The 18,403-nt window shown below is 47.0% G+C and carries 17 protein-coding genes and 2 tRNA genes; 6 read left to right on the top strand and 13 right to left on the bottom strand.

Annotated features, from left to right (window positions below):
- Window positions 1-89 precede the first annotated feature (89 nt).
- Window positions 90-1,535 (top strand): IS66 family transposase, encoded by a 1,446-nt coding sequence (locus R3B84_07775; GenBank protein ID MEZ6140453.1) that lies wholly within the window; start codon window positions 90-92, stop codon window positions 1,533-1,535.
- A gap of 129 nt (window positions 1,536-1,664) precedes the next feature.
- Here R3B84_07775 and R3B84_07770 read toward each other — a convergent pair whose 3' ends face one another.
- Complete coding sequence (locus R3B84_07770) at window positions 1,665-2,648, bottom strand: cryptochrome/photolyase family protein (protein MEZ6140452.1); 984 nt, start codon at window positions 2,646-2,648, stop codon at window positions 1,665-1,667.
- Window positions 2,649-2,699: 51 nt separating this feature from the next.
- Complete coding sequence (locus tag R3B84_07765; GenBank protein ID MEZ6140451.1) at window positions 2,700-3,215, bottom strand: cryptochrome/photolyase family protein; 516 nt, start codon at window positions 3,213-3,215, stop codon at window positions 2,700-2,702.
- Between the two features lie 120 nt (window positions 3,216-3,335).
- Between R3B84_07765 and R3B84_07760 the strand changes: the two genes are divergently transcribed.
- Window positions 3,336-3,686, top strand: coding sequence for a metalloregulator ArsR/SmtB family transcription factor (locus R3B84_07760; GenBank protein MEZ6140450.1), 351 nt, complete (start codon window positions 3,336-3,338; stop codon window positions 3,684-3,686).
- A 69-nt stretch (window positions 3,687-3,755) separates the two neighbouring features.
- Here R3B84_07760 and R3B84_07755 read toward each other — a convergent pair.
- From R3B84_07755 to R3B84_07730, 6 genes are all read right to left on the bottom strand, one after another.
- Window positions 3,756-3,842 (bottom strand) — tRNA-Ser (locus R3B84_07755).
- A gap of 22 nt (window positions 3,843-3,864) precedes the next feature.
- A tRNA-Arg gene (locus R3B84_07750) sits at window positions 3,865-3,938 on the bottom strand.
- A 128-nt stretch (window positions 3,939-4,066) separates the two neighbouring features.
- On the bottom strand, window positions 4,067-5,104 hold the full coding sequence (locus tag R3B84_07745) for a DUF6263 family protein (protein ID MEZ6140449.1): 1,038 nt from the start codon (window positions 5,102-5,104) through the stop codon (window positions 4,067-4,069).
- A 190-nt stretch (window positions 5,105-5,294) separates the two neighbouring features.
- On the bottom strand, window positions 5,295-6,287 hold the full coding sequence (locus R3B84_07740) for a DMT family transporter (protein ID MEZ6140448.1): 993 nt from the start codon (window positions 6,285-6,287) through the stop codon (window positions 5,295-5,297).
- Entirely contained in the window at window positions 6,284-7,597 is a 1,314-nt protein-coding gene (locus R3B84_07735) for a serine/threonine-protein kinase (GenBank protein MEZ6140447.1), read from the bottom strand. Before R3B84_07735 ends, R3B84_07740 begins: the two co-directional genes overlap by 4 nt.
- A gap of 51 nt (window positions 7,598-7,648) precedes the next feature.
- The gene (locus R3B84_07730) at window positions 7,649-8,947 is read right to left on the bottom strand and encodes a hypothetical protein (GenBank protein ID MEZ6140446.1); all 1,299 of its coding nucleotides are present in this window, start codon (window positions 8,945-8,947) and stop codon (window positions 7,649-7,651) included.
- Window positions 8,948-9,065: 118 nt separating this feature from the next.
- Between R3B84_07730 and R3B84_07725 the strand changes: the two genes are divergently transcribed.
- Both R3B84_07725 and R3B84_07720 read left to right on the top strand, forming a co-directional pair.
- A complete protein-coding gene (locus tag R3B84_07725) occupies window positions 9,066-10,154 on the top strand; it encodes a class II glutamine amidotransferase (GenBank protein ID MEZ6140445.1) in 1,089 nt (362 codons plus the stop codon).
- Window positions 10,120-10,722: a hypothetical protein gene (locus tag R3B84_07720; protein ID MEZ6140444.1), complete on the top strand. Its 603-nt coding sequence runs from the start codon at window positions 10,120-10,122 to the stop codon at window positions 10,720-10,722. Before R3B84_07725 ends, R3B84_07720 begins: the two co-directional genes overlap by 35 nt.
- Window positions 10,723-10,748: 26 nt before the next feature.
- On the opposite strand, the gene R3B84_07715 is transcribed toward R3B84_07720, so the two are convergent.
- Window positions 10,749-12,374 carry a response regulator gene (locus R3B84_07715; GenBank protein ID MEZ6140443.1) on the bottom strand — a complete coding sequence of 542 codons (1,626 nt, stop codon included), beginning with the start codon at window positions 12,372-12,374 and terminating at the stop codon, window positions 10,749-10,751.
- A gap of 234 nt (window positions 12,375-12,608) precedes the next feature.
- Window positions 12,609-13,532, bottom strand: a complete 924-nt coding sequence (locus R3B84_07710) for an SMP-30/gluconolactonase/LRE family protein (protein ID MEZ6140442.1) — start codon at window positions 13,530-13,532, stop codon at window positions 12,609-12,611.
- Between the two features lie 120 nt (window positions 13,533-13,652).
- On the opposite strand from R3B84_07710, the gene R3B84_07705 reads away from it, so the two are divergent.
- A complete protein-coding gene (locus R3B84_07705; protein MEZ6140441.1) occupies window positions 13,653-14,375 on the top strand; it encodes a hypothetical protein in 723 nt (240 codons plus the stop codon).
- 69 nt (window positions 14,376-14,444) lie between these two features.
- Here the strand turns inward: R3B84_07705 and R3B84_07700 are convergent, their stop codons facing one another.
- The 3 genes from R3B84_07700 to R3B84_07690 are packed head-to-tail and all read right to left on the bottom strand — an operon-like array spanning window position 14,445 to window position 16,976.
- Window positions 14,445-15,251, bottom strand: coding sequence for a phosphonoacetaldehyde hydrolase (locus tag R3B84_07700; GenBank protein MEZ6140440.1), 807 nt, complete (start codon window positions 15,249-15,251; stop codon window positions 14,445-14,447).
- A gap of 20 nt (window positions 15,252-15,271) precedes the next feature.
- Entirely contained in the window at window positions 15,272-16,396 is a 1,125-nt protein-coding gene (locus R3B84_07695; GenBank protein ID MEZ6140439.1) for a TIGR03364 family FAD-dependent oxidoreductase, read from the bottom strand.
- 1 nt (window position 16,397) lies between these two features.
- Complete coding sequence (locus R3B84_07690; GenBank protein MEZ6140438.1) at window positions 16,398-16,976, bottom strand: metal-dependent phosphohydrolase; 579 nt, start codon at window positions 16,974-16,976, stop codon at window positions 16,398-16,400.
- Between the two features lie 109 nt (window positions 16,977-17,085).
- Between R3B84_07690 and R3B84_07685 the strand changes: the two genes are divergently transcribed.
- Window positions 17,086-18,378: a DUF5690 family protein gene (locus R3B84_07685; GenBank protein MEZ6140437.1), complete on the top strand. Its 1,293-nt coding sequence runs from the start codon at window positions 17,086-17,088 to the stop codon at window positions 18,376-18,378.
- Window positions 18,379-18,403 lie beyond the last annotated feature (25 nt).

Genomic DNA, 18,403 nt, shown 5'->3' with positions numbered 1-18,403 from the left:
TGTGATAGTTCTACCAAAAAAACTGGTAACCGTTCACCGGTTCGGGAATTGGCCTTTCGCAAATTTCAGCCATTTTCTATAATCCGGTGATGGAAATCGAGTCGTTCAATTCCGAATGTCCTGGGTGCCAGCAATTGCTCAAGCAGGTTCATTTGCTGCAACAACAGCTGATGGATCAGCAACAAATTATTCAGCAACAACAAAAGACAATACTGGCGCTGGAAGCTCGCATTCGTGATCTGGAAGACAAGCTGAAACCGCCTAACAAGCAAGAACCTGCAGAAAAAGAAAAATTAGCTTCCCAAAAGCCGACTGGTCGCAAACGCGGGGCACAACATGGTCACAAGGCAAATCTGCGAAAACCCTTGCCTCCTGAAAGTGTGGACTCCTTTATCAAGTTCGTGCCAGAAACCTGTTCTCGCTGCCACAAATCACTTGTTGGCTGTCCGAATCTACCTGAACCCAGGATTCATCAGCAAGTTGAACTGCCACAGCAGCCTTTAATCGTAACACAATATGAAGGTCATTCCCGGAAATGTGCTGATTGTGGACACACAACGGCGATGACCATTCCTGCCGAGTACCGCAACCATTGCACCGGTCCTCGATTGACAGCTGCTCTGCTATGTATGGTGGGTCAGGATGGATTGAGTAAACGGTCAATCGAACGAACTTGCAAAACGATTTTTGGCATAGACATATCCTTGGGAACCATCAGCAATCTGGAAGCCGAGGCAATTCCGGCATTGGACGCACCTTATGAGGAAGCTCGTGAGAAAGTTAAAAACGCTGATGTAAAGGGGTTTGATGAAACGGGCTGGAAAGAGGCGGGCCACAAACGCTGGTTATGGACAGCGATTGCGGCAAAGATTCATATCGTAGTATTTCTCATTCATGCACGTCGCAATATTGATGCATTGAAAACGTTTATGGGTGAAGCACTCCCTGGATTTGTCAGTACGGATCGCTGGAAGGTATATGTGAAGAACCTTCCTGAAGATAGCCATCAATTATGTTGGGCACATTTGAAACGCAACTGGGAGGCATTGTCCAAACGAAGTAAGCGAGCGACAAAACTCGTGGATCACTGGCTTGAATTACACAAGGAAATATTTGAGCTATGGCATATTTTTACGAGAGATCATCAGATAAGTCGCCAAACATTGCAACAGCGGATGAAACCGTTGAAGGAACGCGTACGCACGCTGCTGAAACAGGGGCAAGGTAGTAAGGACCAAACAGTTGCAGGGTTTTGCGAGAGGGTGGCCAAAGTAGAAAGGCGTTTATGGCTGTTTGTCGACCATGAGCATGTTCCGCCAACGAATAATGATGCGGAGCGTGTACAACGTCGCGCTGTGTTGTGGCGGCGACGCAGCTTTGGTTCTCAAAGTGCTCGTGGCTGTCGGTTCGCAGAGCGAATCCTGACGGTATGTGAAACATTGAAACTACAGGGGAGAAACGTATTAGATTATCTGGAAGAAGCGATCAACGCACACCGGAAAGGCAAACCTGCACCGAAACTTGCAACAACATAAGTGAACGGTTACAAAAACTGAAACGCCCGAAGCACAGCCCAAGCACGAAGAAGTAATTGGTAAAGATGGAAAGTCGGGTATGAAATCTTCTTTACCAGAACAGTAAATAGCTTGATTTAACTTTCTTAATCATGCCAGTACTTTCAACCGAATACGTTGGGCGTGCTGGTATATTTCTTCTCTCTCCGTGTTACTCAACCGTTCGAGGTTTCTCATCTGCAAACTCATTCGCTGATTTTTGAGAAGTGCTTTTTCGTTACGCAATAAAAATTCCCAATAGAGGGTGGTAAAGGGGCATGCATCGTCGCCGGTTGATTTTTCAGGACGATAGCGACAGGTTTTGCAGTAGTTACTCATGCGAGATATATATTTGCCAGTTGCAGCGTAAGGTTTGGAGGCCATGATGCCACCATCTGCAAATTGCGACATTCCCAGGGTGTTGGGCAGTTCCACCCATTCCACTGCATCCACATAGACGGCCAAATACCATTCATGAACTCGTTGCGGATCGACACCAAGCAGCAATGAGAATAATCCTGTAACCATCAACCGCTGGATGTGGTGGGCGTAGCCAAATTTTAATGTCTGGCCAATAGCTTGCTGTAAACAGTGGTAATCGGTATCCCCGGTCCAGTACATCTTTGGCAGGGGGAGAGTTGCATTGAGTGCATTTTTTGTGAGATATTCCGGCATGTAGAGCCAATAGATCCCACGCACGTACTCCCGCCAACCCAGAATCTGGCGAATGAACCCTTCCACAGCTTCCAACGGTGCGGCACCACACTGGTATGCTTCTTCTGCTCGCTTTACCACTTGCAGTGGGTGGATCAGTTTGAGATTCAAGGCAACAGAGAGCCTGGAGTGGTACAGAAATGGTTCTTCTGTCCACATAGCATCTTGATACGTACCAAAGTTCGGCAGCAGGTGCGTCACAAAATGCTCGAGTACCCTTCGACCATCCGTGGGCGTCACTGGCCAGGCAAAGTGCTTTAATTCTCCTGGATGTTCAGGAAAATGCTGATCGACTAGTGCCAGCACTTCCTTTGTCAACGAATCTGGTTGAATCTCGAGGGCGGGGAATGCTGCCCGGGCCAGATTTTCCAAAACTTCCACGATTCGCCTGATCGAAATTCCAAGCCCCTCCTTCAGGCTGTTTGCCTGTCATTAAGATCTGGTACTTCTGCCGCATTTCTCGATAAAAATATTCCAGGCGAAGTTGTTTCCGCCCGCGTGCATGTTTTGCAATTCTTCTGTTGTGCAAAGAAAGTGGCGATCAGTCACCCAATCAACTGGAACTGAAAGTTCTGTTATTACTGCTTTCAGTTCTTTCCACACACGAAAGTCCCCAGGTGGGACGCAAAGGATTTTTTCAACCTGAATTTCTTTCAGGGTTTTACTCAATTCACCACCTAATGTGTGGCAGTTGTTTGGGTCTCCCAGTTCCCGATAGTGTACCACATACTCTTTATCTAACAGTTCGTTTCGAAAATGCCGCATCGCGCTGAGAAAAACCGCGATGCGGGCACGGTGCGACCACACATGCGTCGATTCTGTTTTCACTTCCGCCATCCAAACTGCATCCTGGTGCTGGTCAAAATCGTCGAATACGACAGATTCGCGGTCGAGTTGGTCACCGAGAACGATCACCAGATTTCTGATAGTACTTTTAGACTTTGGCACAGACACACCTTTCAGGTTGTTGAACACAATTGATAGGCACAAAAGAAGAAATTTTCCGCACAGTACTTGCCGACCGTCAGTTATATAATACTATGTTTATATAGTATGGAGGTTACATAAATGGATATGAATTTGGATGCTGTTTTTGCGGCACTTGCGGACCCCACTCGACGAGCAATTTTGGGTATTCTGGCAAAAGGGGAGGCCACTGTGCAGCAATTGGTTAAGCCCTTCCGAATGAGCCAGCCAGCGATCTCGAGGCACCTGAAAGTGCTTGAAGGTGCTGGGCTGATTGATACGAACACCCAGGGGACTTCTCGCCCACGGAAAATCCGTGGGGAAGCGTTGGCCCAGGTGGCTCATTGGCTGGAAGAATACCGCCAGATCTGGGAGCACAACTTTAAGCAATTAGATGAATTGCTGGCAGAAACTGCTAACCAGGATGATTCTGCTGGCAACAAAAAAGACTGAAACCGGACAAATATCTGAATTAGAAATTACCACAATGACGGCATCGTAGATAACTGAAAAGTGATTTTACGGAGGAGGAGGGATTCGAACCCTCGATACGATTGCTCGTATATCGGTTTTCGAAACCGACGCATTCGACCACTCTGCCACCCCTCCAGGTGATTGTGGACGTTAAAACTACACCCAGCTGGATTCGAACCAGCAACCTTCGGTTCCGTAGACCGATGCTCTATCCAGTTGAGCTATGGGTGCATTAATTTTGGAAAGTTCATCCTACAAACCTGTTCCAGATAGTCAACAGATTTGCAATTCGAACTCGAATTAGTGACCAATTCAGATCGATTCAGGTTCACACCTATGGGCAAGGTGCGGGGAAAAATTTATTTTTTGGCAGGTGCTGGCATCAGCGAGTTAGGAGAATTCTTGATCGTGGTGGTTTGCTTTTGCTTCAATTCCACAACGGTGTTGCTGCCACTGATTTCCAGCGTCAGGGTGCCAGCCAGGTTTACAGTAACTTCTGCAGTTTCAATCATACCGGTTTTGGTGTTGAACTTAATCACCCCACCGTTCGTTGCGGCGGAGTTGGCCGGAAGTTTGGCATCCTTAATCTTGAATGGCAATTCGCTTCCCTGTTCGGTTGCGGGTGGTGCTTTGTAAGCAAGGTTCACATCAACTTTAATCGAAGCAATGTCGCCATCCTGCTTTTCATAGGTGTACTTGTAAGTGTTGTCGTAGCTGCCCAATGGTCCCAGTTCCAGCAGAACTTTCCGTTCCCAGGACTCACCAACTTTCTTGGCTTCTTTCGGAACGATACCAAAAGTGGGATCAGCCATTTGCTTCATCGACTCTTCACCCAGAATTCGGTTCAGCAGTGGTTCCAGTGTTTTGTTTGCAGTCGAAAGTTTCTTGATCAACTCTTCGCGACCTTCAATTTTTTCAACAGCGAAATCTTTGTTGATCGTCAAAGTGAACTCGGAACCTTTCAAGCCTTTGAAAAATTCGTTCAGCGCGTTGCTGGCACCAGTGGCACCGCCTTCATTGGTGGAGTCATAGTTGATCGGTGAACCAGCAATTTCAATCTTCATTTTCAAGCCTTCAATCGATTGCTTGACGGTCCATTTTTCTGCTTCTTGTTTTAAAGGATGAAACTTGAACCAAAAGGTTTGGGACTGGTTTTGGCCAACATTCAGGCCCTGCACGGTAATGTTCTGTTCGGTAGTCGTGGTTAATTCCTGGAAAATAGGAACATCTTTGGTGAATTTCCAGGTCAACGATGGACCCGCAGGTGCTGGAACGGGTTCTTTTTTCTCAGGAGGTGTTTTGGGATCTACAGGTGGATCCTTCTTCTCCTGTGCGAAAGTAATCGTCAGCACCGACAACAGCAATGTACTGATTGCAAACAACCGATATCTTGGCACGTTTCGTATCTCCGTACTATCTTGTAGCCAACTTTGAAGAAGTAATTGTAAAGAAATCCAGAGGAAAAAAGTAGAGTTTCTTACAAAAGTTCACTAACAAGATACGAAAAACAGGCGAAAATAGTTCACTGATCAGATAATTGCCTTGACATTCGTACCGATATTGGTGTTCCACGTGGAACACTCAAATTCATTTGATCGTTTGATTATTGGTACTAGTGGCTCTTCTAGATCTGACTTTCTGAGAAAGCAATCCTGGCACAGAGTATCGGTAGGCAAGGGCACTGAGAATCAGCATCCCGCCAATCAGAGTAAAGTACGTGGGGGTATCGGTTTCCGGAGAAATCAGGTAAGCCCACAGTGGGTTCAACAGTGGTTCCAGTAATGTAATTGCACCCGCTTCCTGTGGGTTGACAGTTCGCAGTCCACGTGCAAACAGCCAGTAAGGTAATCCCATCTGAATTGTGCCGAAAAATAACAGAAATAAGAGTTGTTGCCAGGTAGGTGTGGTAATCCATTCCAGAAAATAGCTTCCACCGTGCAGAATGAAAATCGCCAACGAGAGAAAAAATGCACTCCCCAGGTGATTGATACAGGTTAGCCATTCTGCGGGTTGATCGCGCAGTGCACGCAGGAAAAGAATAATCCCTGCGTACGTGACACCACTCGCCAGTCCCAGCAGAAGAATATCCCAGCGACTGCCCGCAAGACTACTGCCACCCACCACAATGATGACAATTCCCAGCATCCCAACCAGGAGTGCATAAAGGCTCCGCCGATCTGCGGGTTCTTTCATTACCAGCACCACATACAGAAACACAAAAAATGGCGATGAATTCTGCAAGAGTATGGCGTTGGCAGAACTTCCCAATGCCATAGCAGTAACGTACGTTGCATTCATCAGTGCAAAACAACAAACCATTGGTGCCATCAGTGGGCGAAAATTCCAGTTTCGCACCCGAACCAATAGCGGTACAAAAAAGATTCCGGCAAAAAACGCACGAAAGACGGCAATTTGAATCGAAGTCAGTGCTGGTTCATTGAGATGCAGTGCCGTGGGTAACTGCAACATCCGTGTCAGCAGGCCGCTACAACTCCAGAGAATTGCAGCTGATAGGATGCACCACCTGCCACGGTTGATTGCCCGCTGATCTGTGGGTGAAATATGCTTTCCGTTTGTCACCGGAGTTCCCAGATGTAATGTAGGGTTGATGCAGCAAAAACAGTGAAAATAATCGCAATAAACAGCCAAAGGATCGTTTCCAGCAAGATCCTGCTGAATTGTTGCTTCGGAAGATAGGAATTCGGTATCGCCGACTGCGGGATAAACCGATTTTGGCCAAAACGGATTTTCTGGAAAGGACCATCCGGCTGCTTACTGACTTCAAAGTAGCTGGGTAATTCCCCAGCGAGGCACTTTTGCCGCATTTCGCTTTTGGTCGCACGGATCGATTGCGGTTGATTGGCAGAATCCCGATATTGAACATACCAGACTAATTCGGGTTTTTTTCTTGGGTTTGGCAATATGGCACCTGCATCGGCGGCCAGTGCCGTAATAGCCACCGTCGGTGATTCGGAATTTAAATCCGTTGCCTGTTCCCAGAATAAAGATTGCTGCAAACCTGAAAGTTGCAACACATCGATCAGATGGGCAGCGGAACTATACCTTTCTGCCGGATTACGGGACAAAAGTTTGATGATAATCCGATCAAAGTCACGTGGGATGCCTGGCACCAAGTGGGAAGGCAGCAGGAAATCGCCATCCATTTTCCGCTGATGGACTTCTTCTATGGTTTCTCCTGGGAAGGGTAGTGCACCCACCACCATCTGATAATAGGTAGCACCCAGAGCAAATAAATCGCTACGCTCATCCACGACCCAGCTATTCAGAGATTGCTCCCACGGCATGTAATAGGGGGTGCCGACTAGCTGGTCGAATGCGGTCAACCCTTCTGCGTTGGAAATATCGCGGCTGACGCCAAAGTCGCCTAATTTCGCCGATTGATCATCGGTCAGAAGAATGTTCCCCGGTTTCACATCACGATGAATTAGTTTCTGGTGGTGGAGGACTTCCAACCCGCGAGCAACATTCAGAATGATCGAAGTGGCAGCGCCCAGGGCCATGCTCCCCTGGCGGTCGAGGTGGTCCTGCACACTTTGCTGCGGGACATACTCCATGATGATGAAATAACGTTGTTGTTCATAACCGGAACGGTGGTAATGTACCAGATTTGGGTGCTGAAAGCGGATTCCGATTTCACCTTCACGTTCAAACCGTAATCGGTGGGTGGCAATTCGTGCAAGGTGATGGCTGAGAACCTTGATGGCAACGTTCTCACCTGTGGTTAAATCCAACCCCAGGTAAACTTCACTGGTGGCACCTGATGCAATCCGCCCAAGAATTCGACAGCCACCAATCACTTCCAGTTCGGGAAGTTCTTCCTGCCGATCACGATAGGGCGGGTGCTCGATCACGGGAGTCGAAGGAACCATGGAAATCTCTGAGGATAAACACTCTGGTTAATTATCGTGAAAAAACTGCAATCAGTTGGAAGTTCGAAATTGAACCAAGGAGAGTTTATCTTGTTCTAGCTGTTCCAATAACTGGAGCAATGCCTGCTGATTCGATACCAAATTTGGGGTTAGCTGCAATATCAGTTGGCTCCAGGTGGGGAAAAATCGAGACAACATCCCCAATCGCCATGGTAGTTGAGCAATTTCCTCGTGGTTTTCTAATTTTTTCTGCTGACACATCCGTAGTCGCAGTGGGACTGCGAGATTCTGTTGCAGGAAATGATTCAGGGATACCTGAAGGTGCTGCAATAGTTCTTCAACAGGTATATCGTGAAATTTTTCTAATACGACGTCGGAGTGCCATAGTTCCAGAACTCCAACATACCCTTTTTTGTTCTGGAGCCCAGGCTGCTGAAGTTTAGCGCGGCGGGCAATTTCAGCAGCACACAATTGCAGAACAGACGATAATTTATTTAGGAAATAGCTGAAATTATCAGTGCTTGTAAAATTAATGAGTTTAGCAAGATCAATTTTTATCCGACCCACGATCACATTCGGAGTTGCATCAGGATACTGATCGCTGTTCCAATTTGCAGAAAAATCCCACCACAAATTCTGGATGTGGGGGAAGTGGTATGCGATGATTCTGGCAATTTCCTGCTTTTCTACTGGTGGCACCACCCAGCGAATCCTGTTTTTGGGCTGCAGGAAATGCTGAATGATGTCCCACTGTTCGTGAAAGCTGCGTGGGAAATTATCAGGACCTTCAAATAATGACGATTCTGTGTCGAAATCGCTACTGATGTGTAATTCAAGTGGCTGGGTAACATTTACTAATTGATGAATTTTCTCTAATGAATGTTCTTGAAAGTCTACCAGCCAGCAGTGGGGCTGTTTCAATTTATCTGAAGTTACTTCGTTCAATAAATGAATTTCTTCTAATAAACAGCCGATAGGCTGTTCAGGCGAATCCCAATGTTCAATTTGCACCACCCCAATTTGATGCAGTGAGCCAAGCTGAACTTCGATGGAATCAGAAGAATTCCTCAAAAAGAAGTTGTTAATCGCCCCCACCACGCTGTCTGCCATCTTAAATTGTTGAAATTGGCGGAGGAACTTTTGACAGCACGGCACAAATTCATGTCTGGCAAGAATTCCATTGGCTGATTCTTCGTAGAGAAAGTGAAAAATTGCTTCCGATAATTCCGCAATGAGGAGTGGGGATGTTGGAAGATCGATCGAATCCTGCAAAATTTCTGCTAACTTTCCCACCGACAGCGGTGTTTGGTGCAGGTCATTCTGGTTAACTATCGAAATAAACTTCTCCATGCGGGCTATTGTAGAATCTGCTATTCAGTCGACGATTCGAACGATTCTGCTTGCTACCACCTTCACACCAAACACATACAATTACAGCTAACACGGAACAATAAAGAGCGATCTGGGAATGGAAGGAATACAGCATGAATGTGGTATTGCAGCACTCTATCAGCTACCGGGGGGTGATGTTTCGAAGCTGATTCCGGGTCAGAATCCCAATAATGTCCACCGATTAATCCCACGCATGCTGATTGATATGCAGAACCGTGGTCAATTGGCTGCCGGCATGACCAGTTATCAGCCAGAGCGAATTGAACTGCTGGAAACTTATAAAGAAATCGGCACGGTGATGGAGGCTTTCCGGCTGAGTCGCTCGGATAAGATGGAAAAAATCCTGAACGACCATTCCGGGCGTGCAGCAATCGGCCATGTGCGATATGCCACCAGTGGTTCCGATGATAATTCCCGATCCTACGCCCAACCATTCGAACGGAAGCACGGTTGCAAATGGAAGTGGTTCTCTTTTGCATTTAACGGTCAGTTGGCCAATTTCGAACATCTGCGTTCAGAATTATTGAAAAGTGCAGACTATCACCTCGTTCGTGACAACGATACCGAAGTTATTATGCACTACATTTCCCACCAACTGGGTCAGGTCAATGATCGCCCTTCTCTCAAGGAAGTTTTTACCCGTCTGAGCAGTCTGTTTGATGGTGCGTACAACATCGTATATTTGAATGCTCTTGGCGACATGGTGGTGATGCGAGATCCCAAGGGGATTCGTCCGCTTTCCTATGCCATTGATGGTAACTTTTTTGGTGCTGCCAGCGAAAATATCGCCCTTTCGAACTTGGGTTTTCAGAACATTCAGGTACTGGAACCTGGCGAGATGATTGTCATTGAAGATGGTAAGCTTGAAAAGTTTCGCTACGCACCGAAGCAGGCATCTGCGCATTGCTTTTTCGAATGGGTTTATTTTGCAAATGCTGCAAGTACGATCGACCACAAAAGTGTCTACCTGACTCGAGTTGCACTGGGCAAGGCCCTTGCGAAACAGCAACTGGAAAGAAATGATGTGGTGATTGATGAAGACACGATTGTGGTGCCCGTCCCGGATACAGCCGCGTGGTGCCGCCGATGCCATGGCACGGGAATTGAACATCCCTTGTATGGAAGGATTGATGAGGAACCGTGCGGTTGGCCGCACCTTCATTGAAGGTGCCAATCGGGCGGATCGGGTGCGGCTGAAGTACACACCACTGGAAGATGTGCTACGGGGCAAAAAAGTCCTGCTTGTGGAAGATTCGATAGTCCGCAGCACCACCTTAAAAGAATTGCTGGGTCACATCCGGGAGAGGGGTGGGGCAAAAGAGATTCATGTGCGGGTCGCCTGCCCACCGATTATTGCAACCTGTTATTACGGCATTGATATGTCGACAATGATGCAATTATTTGCGCCTAAATTTTTAGGTAAGAATCTGCTCGAAGGCGATTTTGATGAAAGATTTAATCGATTTCGAGTTGCCCTGCAACGGTATCTCACACTTGGATATTTGGATCCCCAAATCGAAGTAGAAATGGCCAGACAGCTTGAAGCAGATTCTCTGCGTTATCTGCCAATCAATGCAATTGCAGATGCGATTGATATTTCTGGTGATCACCTTTGCCAGGCCTGCATCAATTCAGAATACCCCACCGAAACGGGTCGACTCTTGCAACTCGGCTCGACAAAACGCTGGCTGGAAGGTGTTGCAGACAATGGGCGGGATTATCAGACAACTTGATGTGTGAGGCAATTGTCTGACACTTCTCAGGCACCGTGTGGTTGTTCCGCATCATCCGAAACGAGTGCTTTTTCAATCACTGTAGCCATTTGCTCAAACAGGTATGGTTTCTGCAAAAATCCAGCCATACCGTAATGGACAAATCTGGTGCTGGCTACCTGTTCGTTGTAGCCACTGGTGAGTACGATTCGAACTTGGGGATTGATCTTCCGCAACTCGACACTTGCTTCCACACCATCCAGGCGGGGCATCAACAAATCGAGCAGCACTAGTTGAATTGATGATGCATGAGCTTTGTACTGTTCAATTCCTTCCTGGCCGTCTCTGGCAACAATCACTTCGAAGCCCATGCGTTGAAGCATGTTCGTTGCCAGTTCGCGGATGACCAATTCGTCATCCACCACCAGAACTTTGCCTTGCCCATGATACGTTGAAACCGGTAGAAGTGGCATCTCAACAACTCTCTGTGCACTACTGCTGACAGGGAACAAGGCACGGAATGATGATCCTTCTCCTATGATACTGGAAACTTTGATCGCACCATGATGGCCGCGGATAATTCCAAATACAGCCGCTAATCCCAAGCCTCTGCCTGTAAACTTGGTAGTAAAAAACGGATCGAACAATCTCGATTGGGTTTCTTCAGACATCCCACTGCCGTTATCTTCCACTTCCAGGTACACGTATTCCCCTTCGGGCAGCGTTTCATCCAGATAAGTATCGCTGAGATAGGAACGCTCGCAATACATTACTCCCGTTCGCACATGAATCTCGCCAGGCTGATCGTGCAGCGATTCAGAGGCGTTGATTACCAGATTCATTAATACCTGATTCAGTTGTGTCGAATCTGCATCGCATTCAGGTATTGAGTCGTCTAAATCGTAAGACAATTTGCATTTTTTAGAAACAGAAATGGCACATAACCCCTTCCCATCTTCAACAAGATTGGAAAGGTTAACTGGTTCAACAACGAACTTGCCTTTTCCAGAATATGCCAGCATCTGATGTGCTAAACCTGCCGCCTTCTGGGCATTATTGACCACTTCGTTCATGTAGTGCTGCACTGGGGAATCTTCAGGCAGATCCATGCGAGCAAGATCGATATATCCCAGGATACCTGTGAGAATATTATTAAAATCATGGGCGATCCCACCTGCAAGGATGCCCATGCTTTCCAGTTTCTGTGCTTGAAGCATTTGTGTTTCGAGTTTCTGCCTTTCCTGCACGGCGATCTCTCTGCGGGCAATTTCTTCGCGGAGTTGTTTGTTGACTGCCGCCAGCCCAGGCAATGATAGTGCCTTCGGAATCAGTGGGATTAAACCAATGACTGTGGCCCATGATACAATCGCAGTGATCATTTTCACAAAACCCGACAGGCGATACCATGGGTGCCAGAAAATCGATGCTTCAATGGCGTGACCAATCCCACAGCTCAGGATAAACATCGCAAACAACCAGAAGATAGGCGGGAAAGGTAAATCCCGTCTTCGTAATACAAAGTATGCCAATAAGCATGGGATTGCAAAATAAGCCGCAAAAATAGCAGAATCTGCGATAATGTGCAGCCAGCCATGCCCGGCAGTCCACGTGCCACAATTCCAACGAGCTGGAAAACCGTTCGTATTAAATAAATTGAAGAAAAAATCAGCCATCAGTTCACCATTTCGAGAAGGCTACAATCCAGGCAGGCAATTTTGTAAGCAATTGATGCAATATTGGAGTTTAGGTCCTAATAAACAGCCCAAACTAGCTAAATTTTCATGTAACACAAGAAATCTGAATATAAAGTCAACAAATAGTGAAAAAATCAGCTAGTTATATAACAAGATGCGTATGGAAGTGTCTTTTTTCAAGAAATCTTCACAATTAAAGCGTTGTGCGTGCGATTATTGCTTTCGTTCAAACGGTAATGGTGCAGCAAAAGTCAAACGATAAAGCGACTTTCCAGCAGTCACAAACAGAATTTTTTCGTCCGCACCGCCAAAACAGCAGTTCGATGGATCTTCCGGCAAGTTTATCGTTTTCAACAACTTCCCCGTAGGACTGACACAATAAATTGCGGCAGTTTTGCCTTTCCCTGCTGTCAGTACGAGTGTTCCTTCTTTGGTGCATGCCATGCCATCAATTCCACGATCTGTTTTGAAGTCGTAAACAATCGTTCCTTTACCTAATTTGAGGTCTTTTTTCGAAAACGGAAACTGCCAAAGGTAACGATGCCCACCTTCTTTGCCATTGTTGTCGGCCACGTAAAGGGTTTTTTCGTCTTGTGAAAATACAATTCCGTTCGGTTTCTCCACACCGGGTGCTGGGAGATGAATTACAGTTCCGTCTGGCTTTACGCAAAAGATCCCTTCAAAATCGATTTCGCGTGACTCGTCTCCCACGTAGCGTGGGTCGGTAAAATAGACCCAGCCTTCAGAATCCAGCGTCAAATCATTCGGACTGTTGAATTTCTTGCCTTTCCAGGAATCTGCCAGTGTTTCTGGTTTACCACCTTTACGTGTGATGCTGATGCGCCTGCCCCCACCTGTATTTGCACCTTCGCACGAGATCAGTTCGCCATTTTTATTGAATTTCAGGCCATTTGAACGCATGGAAGGATCGCGGTAAGTGTTTGTTTTTCCTGTACTTACCGTGAATTTCATGATGCGATTACCAATATCACTGAAATAAATGTCTCCATCGGGAGAGCGGCAAGGGCCCTCTGTAAATTCACCTTCCGACCAGAGTTTTTCAATTTTGACGCCAGTTTCATCTGCAATCAGTGGGTTCATCGCCACTGCTACCAAGCCCAAAGCGAGCCATTTCATACACAGTTCTCCAAATTTCCTTTCGCCCGCATTTTGCCATGTTCGTGTGCTAACTGCCAGATTTTTTCACCACCGTGGGGATTGTTGGAAAAGTTTTTCTGAAAATCGGGGTTTTTCTGCTTGAGTAAAAGGTGGGGGCAAGTTAACATTCACCCCACACCAAAAAAGCTACAGGATGTAGCGGGGCAGGGCAGCATGGAAACGCTTTCTTTTTACGCAGGTGCGTTGGCACGCATTGAACAATATCTTCTTGACCAGAACCACCAGTCTGCACGGGTTTTATTAACAAGGCTTTTGTCTCAACATACGATCCCAGCAGATGTTGCTTCCTCAGCGGAAAAACTGCGCGACCAATTGTTGGGTGCGAAAGTCCGAAAACCCGCTCCCCACCTGCTGCACCGAATTTCCTGTCCAGTTGAACGATTGTTTCAACGTGCGAATATGGCTTGCCGTGCTGGGGACAGCACGACTGCTGCGAAATATCTCAGAAAAGTGGCACAACGCACCGATTTGACAAAAGAACAGTTCAAGACGTTGTTTCGGCAATATTGTAATATTGGAATGTATAAGCGGGCAGAGAAAACCATTATCGATGCCACATTTCGCTTCGCTGATGCCAGTATTTCAAGTATCTGGCAGGATGAACTGGCAGCACGCCGAGCTGCACGTCATCAGAAGCGACTCGCGAAGATATTGACATTTACCCACTTTGATGGTGCCGATGCCTCCGAATTGCATTCGCACTCTGACGATTGTGCAATTATTCGAATCGATACTGGTTTCCAGCATCGTCGACATCAATTTCCTGCCGATGGAGCAGGGGAGCCGCTAAAGGCTTCGTAGCAAAAGTAATCGAACCCAGAAGTTGAACGCCATGCATTCTCGAAATGAGAACGTTTTCTCATCTTTTGCTTACGCAGTAGCAAATCGGTGTTCAATTTGTGGGAAAATCTGAGGCAGATCAGCCACAGAATCAATTACGAAATCCGGCTTTGCCTGGTGCAGTCGAGCATAGGCAACTTCTCGCCGCTGAAACTGATCAGCAGTACTTAGTTTTTCATAATCTTCGCAACTGAGTCCGAGGGCATTGCCACTCATTGCGACGCCGACAGCAATCATTCCGGCATTTTTGGCCGCAATCAGACCAACTTCGGTATCATCTACGGCCACAATCGCTGGTATCGGGTACGCACCTAACAGTTCGGCACTTCGCAGTGGCATCCAGGGTTCCGGACGGCCAGCGGGTACGTCGTCGATGCACACCACATTGTCTGGTGCGTATCCAGCCGCTTTCACGATAGAACAAAGCACAGACATCAGCGCAGTAGTATATCCGGTGGTGGAACCGATCCCGATGTGGCGTTCCCGCAACCAGGCGATCGTTTCGATCGTTCCGGGGATGATATCTGCATGTTGTGCCAGGGCATCTTTCTGGACAGGCAGAAAATCGTCGTAGATTTTTTTCACATCTGTATCGTTGGGAAGGCGGCCATGAACACGTTCCCACTCTGCTGACACGCGGGGCATTCTGGTGATCATTTCGATGTGGTCGTACTTGCCGCGGCCCATCGGTTCACGTGCTTCCTCAACCGTAATGTTGATTTTTAAGCGACGAAAACTTTCGATAAATGCCGAAACAGGCCCACAACTGCCAAAATCGACGGTGGTGCCAGCCCAGTCAAAAATTACCGCTCGAATTGGAGAAGTTAATATTGCCATTTTTATCATTCCTTTCAGTTTTAATTTAGCCAGAATTGTTCTGTAATTCCAAGGGAAAGCGTCATTCCCGCTCCTCCAAATCCCGTGTGGATTAAAACATTATCCACTGGGGTGGCAATATATGACAGTTCCGTGGGATGTTTTGCGTAAATCCCTTCCCACCGTTGGGAAATAGTCCAGTCTGGCAGAGAAAGGATTTTTCGCAACTCCCGCATGATCAAGTCGTCGATATTTGTGGGTTGGAAAGGCTGGATATCATTCCCGTATTCATGAGAATCACCTAATATTACTTCACCATCTTCATTCTGAGAGGCCATCACATGAATACCAAACTGGTTAAGTTCTGGTGTTTCCGCTTCAATTCGGTCAATTAATTTGGGTAAGCTGGGGCATCCAGCAAAACTTTTGTAATGGCGTAATGTCAGCCCACTGGCCAGGTGGGGCCCGATTCGCCATTGGTTTTGTTGTGCAACAGTTTTCAACATGTGCAGCTTACACCGCCTGAGTTCAGACTTTGCAAGTACTTCGGGAAAAAGCAGGTTGAGTTCACTCCCACTGGCAATAATGCACCGATCAAAGGATAATTCCAAACCGTGCGCCGTCTTTATCACATTTGATGCCACAGAAACCACAGGTGAGTTCCAGTGAAACTTCACGTTGTACCTTTCCTGTAAAAATCTCGCCAACTGGGCTGGCACACGACGAGGATTGACGCACATTTCCGTGGGACTGAAAAGTCCTCCCAACAATCCCTGGGGGTTGGCTGCGGGCGTTTTTTCAACGACTTCATTCGCTGTAAGTAACTTGCATTCAATACCTTGCGCAACTGCCCCCGCTTCGAACTCCTGTAAAACTTGCCATTCATCATCGCGATGGGCCAAATGAATGGAGCCGCACGGATTGCACCAGAAATGTGCTTCGGATGCCAGTTCCAGCCACAAATCCCTACTTCGTTTAGCAACTTGGTAAGGATTGCCGGGTGGTTGCCCAATCGGCCAAACCATACCAAAATTCCTGACCGTGGCTTCACGCGTATCTGGTTGGCGATCAACCACGGTCACGCTGTGGCCTTTTTTGGAAGCATGCCACGCATGGGCCAGTCCCACAATACCGGCACCAACAATTACCACTCGCTGTTGATTCATATTAATTGCCGATTTCATTGATTGAAGAATTGCTGATTACAACTTGCTCTAAAACGGGTATAAAGTGGTTGAGATCCAGAGTAGGCAATCCCGCAACTTTCGCCTCATCATCCCAGTGCCTTAATTTGATGGCATCTTCAAATGCTGGGTGTGCCTCGAATCTTGCTAATTCATCATTCGACATTGGCCCACCTTGCAGTTCAAGGCTGGCGATGGAAGGTTGACTGAGCATTTCAAAGTAACCAGCTTTTGTCGCACAGAGATAACGTTTGCTTTCAACATGCAGACGAATAGGTGCAATGACGCTGTGGTGCACCAATTTTGCAAGATATTGGGCCGCAAGAAGTTCATGGGCGTCATCAATACCACGGTCAGGTGCGTCTTCTGGTAAATCGTGGATCAAATGTCCTACATCATGTAGGAGGGCAGCAGCAATCAAATGAGGTGGGGCACCTTGTTGCTCAGCGAGAAGTGCGGCCTGGAGTGCATGTTCCAGTTGCGAAACTGCTTCGCCACCATACTGGGACTGCCCACGTGATTCAAACAGATTGATGATTGTTTTTATGTTTGAATGTGTCATTCTTTTCTTGATTTTGAAAGTTCTGTGAAATCTTTTGCACTGCCAGTAAGGACGTTCAGATGAAAATATACTGATCGTTTGCCATGGTACCAGAACAAAGCGAATCTACGTGAATTCTTCATCAAAGTTGCAGGTTTCGAGCAATTGGAATCGCGCTGTCTGGGCTATGGCCGCAGCGTTTGGTGCCTATTTTTGTATGTACGGTTTCCGTAAGCCATTTACGGCTGCTACCAGTGAAAATTTCGGCAATCTGCTGCTTTGGGGAATCGATTACAAAATTCTTATCGTTACGACCCAGGTGCTCGGATACCTCTTGGCCAAGTTCATTGGCATTAAAGTAATTTCAGAAATGCCCCAGCAGCGACGGGCACTAAGCATCCTGGGGATGATTGCGATTGCGCAATTGTCTCTGGTGATATTTGGGCTGATTCCCGCACCTTGGAATTTTCCGCTGATGTTCATCAACGGGCTAATGCTGGGGATGGTTTTCGGTCTGGTCATGAGCTTTCTGGAAGGTAGGCAAGTCAGCGAATTGCTGATCGCCGGATTGTGCAGCAGTTTCATCCTGGCAGATGGGGTGATGAAAACTGTAGGCACAAGGGTTTTGCAAGCAGGGGTCTCTGCGTATTGGATGCCCGCTGTGGCAGGTACGATATTTATTCTCCCACTCTTGATTTCAGTATGGATGTTGACTCGAATCCCACCGCCAAGTGACGACGATAGAAACCATCGCAGTAATCGCGAACCGATGAGCAAACACGATCGGCGGGAATTTTTTGCCCGCTATGGCATGGGATTGTGGCTGATCGTGGGGGTCTATGTACTGACCACCATTCTGCGAAGTGTTCGGGCCGATTTTGCACCAGAAATCTGGAAAAGTATCGGATATTCCAAAGCACCAGATGTGTTTACAACGTCCGAAATGTATGTCGCATTAGGGATCATGCTGGTCAATGGATTAGGAATTCTAATCAAGACGAACCGTACTGCGTTTTTCAATTCTCTTGGTGTGTCCGGTTTTGGATTTTTGCTGGTCATTCTCGGTTGGATTGCCTATCGCAGTCACTTCATTGGTGGTTTTCCGTTAATGGTGATGCTTGGGTTAGGGCTTTATCTGCCCTATGTTGCTATTCACACAACAGTTTTTGAACGATTAATCGCCTGGACAAGGCAACGGGGGAACCTGGGCTTTCTGATGTATTTTGCAGACACAATGGGTTATGCTGCATATGTGTTGGTATTGCTTGGAAAAGGACTGATTACTTCGAAGGATCGTGTCTCGGAATTATTCCCCACGTTATGTATTATTGTGGCTCTTTTGTCGATTGTTTGTCTTGTGGCGGCAGGGCTGTATTTCCGATTTAAGACAATTCATACACGAGCAGAACAGGTTGCGAATTGATAGAACAACTCTGTTAAAATCCTTT

The organism is Zavarzinella sp. (assembly GCA_041399155.1).
In the GTDB taxonomy this organism is placed as follows: Bacteria; Planctomycetota; Planctomycetia; order Gemmatales; family Gemmataceae; genus JAWKTI01.
The sequence above is the reverse complement of the archived record's forward strand: the minus strand, read 5'-3'. Positions and strand labels throughout refer to the sequence as shown.

What these genes read in the sequence shown, in the direction of transcription:
- R3B84_07775 (MEZ6140453.1), top strand. Translation starts at nt 90, where the DNA reads ATGGAAATCGAGTCGTTCAATTCCGAATGTCCTGGGTGCCAGCAATTG.
- R3B84_07760 (MEZ6140450.1), top strand. Translation starts at nt 3,336, where the DNA reads ATGGATATGAATTTGGATGCTGTTTTTGCGGCACTTGCGGACCCCACT.
- R3B84_07735 (MEZ6140447.1), bottom strand. Translation starts at nt 7,597, where the DNA reads ATGGTTCCTTCGACTCCCGTGATCGAGCACCCGCCCTATCGTGATCGG.
- R3B84_07730 (MEZ6140446.1), bottom strand. Translation starts at nt 8,947, where the DNA reads ATGGAGAAGTTTATTTCGATAGTTAACCAGAATGACCTGCACCAAACA.
- R3B84_07725 (MEZ6140445.1), top strand. Translation starts at nt 9,066, where the DNA reads ATGGAAGGAATACAGCATGAATGTGGTATTGCAGCACTCTATCAGCTA.
- R3B84_07720 (MEZ6140444.1), top strand. Translation starts at nt 10,120, where the DNA reads ATGAGGAACCGTGCGGTTGGCCGCACCTTCATTGAAGGTGCCAATCGG.
- R3B84_07715 (MEZ6140443.1), bottom strand. Translation starts at nt 12,374, where the DNA reads ATGGCTGATTTTTTCTTCAATTTATTTAATACGAACGGTTTTCCAGCT.
- R3B84_07710 (MEZ6140442.1), bottom strand. Translation starts at nt 13,532, where the DNA reads ATGAAATGGCTCGCTTTGGGCTTGGTAGCAGTGGCGATGAACCCACTG.
- R3B84_07700 (MEZ6140440.1), bottom strand. Translation starts at nt 15,251, where the DNA reads ATGGCAATATTAACTTCTCCAATTCGAGCGGTAATTTTTGACTGGGCT.
- R3B84_07695 (MEZ6140439.1), bottom strand. Translation starts at nt 16,396, where the DNA reads ATGAATCAACAGCGAGTGGTAATTGTTGGTGCCGGTATTGTGGGACTG.
- R3B84_07690 (MEZ6140438.1), bottom strand. Translation starts at nt 16,976, where the DNA reads ATGACACATTCAAACATAAAAACAATCATCAATCTGTTTGAATCACGT.